Source organism: Luteitalea sp., assembly GCF_022842525.1.
Lineage (GTDB): Bacteria > Acidobacteriota > Vicinamibacteria > Vicinamibacterales > Vicinamibacteraceae > Luteitalea.
Window position 1 is genome coordinate 1 of the sequence record NZ_JALHPM010000350.1, and the last position, 3,407, is coordinate 3,407.

The window sequence follows — 3,407 nt, forward strand, 5'->3', positions numbered from 1 at the left end:
CGGGCGAGCATCACCTGTGCGCCACCAACGCCAGGGGCGACATGTTCGCCGCCACCCATGAACTCGGTGGCGGGGTGAGCCCCATGCCGTGGTCTCTGCGCCTGCGCGAAGTACTCGCGGCGGTGCGGCCCGATGTCATTCACGTTCACGGGGGCGAAGGAGTCGCAGCCGTGGCCGTCACCCTGCCCGCAGGCAGCGCAGCCGTGGTGGTCAGCGTGTACGGCCGTTTGGCCCTCCCCCTGGCGAGTCGACCACAGACGTGGCGCGACCACCGTCGGGCTGACATGTCCTTGCATCGTCGGCTCATCGCCCACAGCGCCGGCCTGCCACTCTTGCGAGCGGCGTTGCATCACCGTCGCATCGCCGCAGTGTGCAGCCCCGACCCGCAGCTCGTCGAGCACCTTGCCCCCGTCGGTCCCGCGTTTCTGGCCTGCGGTGCCGCACAGCCGTCCACCCGACGCGCGCAATGGTCTCCGCACGGCAGCATCGTGTTCGCCGGGCGGGCGGAAACCGGCCGGGGCATCGACGACCTACTGCTGGCGTACCTTCGAGTACGGCGGGTGCGCCCTGACAGCCGACTCGTTCTCGCCCTGCGGCCGGCGCGCAGCTCAGCGCGCTGGGCCGATCTCCGGATGGCTGGCGTCGAGATCCGCTCGGAAGGTTCCGGCGATCTCGACGACGTTCTCGCCGGAGCTCAGGTCGCAGCCGTACCGCTCCGCATGGACGCGACCATCACCCCCGCACTGGTGGCCGCCGAAGCGATGGCCGTGGGCCTGCCGGTCGTCGGTACCAATGTCGCGTGCTTGCGTCCCTTGTTGCGGGACGGCCACAACGGCCGGGTGGTGGCGGCCGGCGACGCAGGTGCGTTGGCCGACGCCCTGCTGGACACCCTCAGCAGCCGGGCTCGTTGGGAACACCTGTCAGCCGCAGCCCGGCACACGATCGAGATCGACTGGCACTGGGACGGCGCCGCCGCAGTCGTGCACGACGCCTATCGCTTCGTAACCGGCCAGCGCAACATCCTGGCAGCCTGACAGCACCGGTGGAGGGACCACGACATGTACCAAGCACACAACGGCGAACTCGGCCCGCCCGTCCCGCACCGCCCGATCGGCTCGGCCCGATCTGGACCCGGAACCTCACGCCGAAGCCGGCGCACCTCGCCCGAACGCACCTCGGCCACGCGGGCCTGGCCGACGTTCTTCGGCGCCTTGGGCCCAAGCTACGACGAGGTCGCTTTCGCCGGGACCGCGCTGACCCGCGTGGCGCAGCAGGAGACCCGCCTAGTGAGCGACGCGATCGGGCAAGGTGCCGGCCGCCAGCTACTCGACGTGGGCGCCGGCACCGGACGCTTCAGCGGGATCGCCACCGCGCAGCGGTGGGGCGTGACCGCGTTCGACGCTGCTCCCGAGATGCTCGCCGTAATCCGGCAACGCCACCCATCGGTGACGACCGTCGAAGGCACCCTCGGCGAACGGCTGCCGTTCGAGACCGCCGCCTTCGACGCAATCATCGCCATGCGGGTGGTGAAGTACGTGCCGGATACCGGCGCCGCGCTGGCCGAGCTGGCCCGCGTGCTGGCGCCCGGCGGCTCGTTGTTGTTCGACCTCGCCAACGGCCGCTCCCTGGCCCGTTTCGGGTACCCGTCGGACAGCGTCAGCTTTGTCTCGCCCAGCTCGGTGGGCCCGTTGCTACGCAGTGTCGGGCTGCTGCCGGTCGCCACCTTCGCCGGCCCACGGCTACCGCATCCGGTGTACCGACGCCTCTCCGGGCGTCGCGGCGCCGGGATGCTGGCCGCCACCGAACGCGCCCTTGACGCGTTGCTCCTACCCGGAGCAGGGGCACGCAACCTGATCGTGCACGCCGTGCGGACGCGCTGCGCTTGATCGGATCGGTGTCGACGTGACGATCGGCCGCCTCCCGCCGCCAACGGCCGCCCCGCTCGCCGGGTTCTCCCGGCGCGCAGGCCGGAGCCGAGGCACCTGGCTGGTGGCAAGCGCCGCCGTGTTGGTATTTACGTTGGTGTTCGCCACCTGGTTCCGTGCCGGCTGGTTCTACGCCACCGGCGACCTCGGATTATTCCTGCGGCGCGGGGCCTTCCAAGAGTGGCGCTCATCGTGGACCCACGAGAATTCAGGCGCCGGCGGCGCGGCGTACACCATCGTGCGCTTGCCTGAACTGGCGCTCGTCCGCCTCGCCCGCAGCTTGGGTGGCGGCGAACCGTTGGCTGAGCGGTTCCTGTTCTCCTCCATGTTCGCCTTCGCAGCAGCAGGAGGCGCCGCGCTGGTGCGGCGCTTCTGCCACCACGGCACCCTCATCGTCGGCGGTGGCTTCCTGGCCGCGTTCAACCTTCTCGCCCTCACCGGTCTGCCCAACTACCTGCCGATACTCGTCGTCGGCGTTATCGGCCTGCTCACCGCACGGGCCATCGACGTCGCACGGGGAACACCGGTGCGGATCACCGGGCTCGTTGCGTGCACACTACCCATGAGCTACGTGTCGCTGAACCCGCCGCTGATGGCCGTCGTGGCCGTGTGGACCGCGATGCTGCCGGTGATCGCGCCCGCACTCACCGCTACCGGCCGCCCGGGACGGTGGCGCACCCTCAAAGCACTGGCCGCCGCCGCGCCGGCCGCCTTAGCCGTACACCTGTGGTGGGTGGTGCCACAGGTCCTCGCCATCGGACGAGCCCGGGCCACCGACACCATCGGCGCACAGACCGACGTGGCGGCGTGGGCGTGGACCCACAAGAACAACTCACTGGCCAACGTCATGACTCTGCGCAGCGCCTGGACGTGGCCCGACCCCGCGTCGCACGGCCTGGCCGCAACCGTGCTCGGCCGGCCATCCGTGGCGTGGTTGGCCTGGCTGCTACCCGCCGGTATCGGCATCGCCGCCTTGTTCGCCACCGCGCACCGACGGCTCGTTCATCTGCTCTCCATTGGTTGCGTGGCCTGCTGGATCGTGGGCAAGGGCCTCCACGAGCCCGCCAGCTTCATCAACGCCGCCCTCTACAACCACGTGCCAGGCTTCTGGCTGCTGCGTGAACCCATGAGCAAAGTCGGCGCCGTGCCGCTGTTGGCCATGGTGGTGTGCTGGGCGATAGCGCTGGAAGCGTTGATGGCCCACACGCGACCCCGCTACGAGGTCCTGCGCCATACGGCACGGTCAGCCATGACGGCGTTGCTCTGCGTCGGGCCGTTGTTGTTCGCCTGGCCGATGGCCAGCGGGCAGGTCACCAAGGACGACCAGCCAGGCCGCCACGAACAGGTACAACTACCGGCCGGATGGACGGAACTCGCCGACGCCGTCAACGACGCCCCGACGAGCGGCAAAGTGTTGGTGCTCCCGCTGGTCGACTTCTACCAGATCCCCACCACCTGGGGCTTCTACGGCACCGACACGCT

General features: G+C 70.1%; 2 protein-coding genes and 1 pseudogene. All 3 read left to right on the forward strand.

Translation table 11 applies throughout. From position 1 onward, the window contains the following. On the forward strand, nucleotides 1–1,034 hold a 1,034-nt coding region (locus Q0C41_RS30755), incomplete at its 5' end, for a glycosyltransferase (RefSeq protein WP_291990758.1). A 252-nt stretch (nucleotides 1,035–1,286) separates the two neighbouring features. Further along, complete coding sequence (locus Q0C41_RS30760; protein WP_291990760.1) at nucleotides 1,287–1,886, forward strand: class I SAM-dependent methyltransferase; 600 nt, start codon at nucleotides 1,287–1,289, stop codon at nucleotides 1,884–1,886. A 16-nt stretch (nucleotides 1,887–1,902) separates the two neighbouring features. Continuing rightward, a pseudogene (locus Q0C41_RS30765) lies at nucleotides 1,903–3,407 on the forward strand (hypothetical protein); the annotation flags it as partial.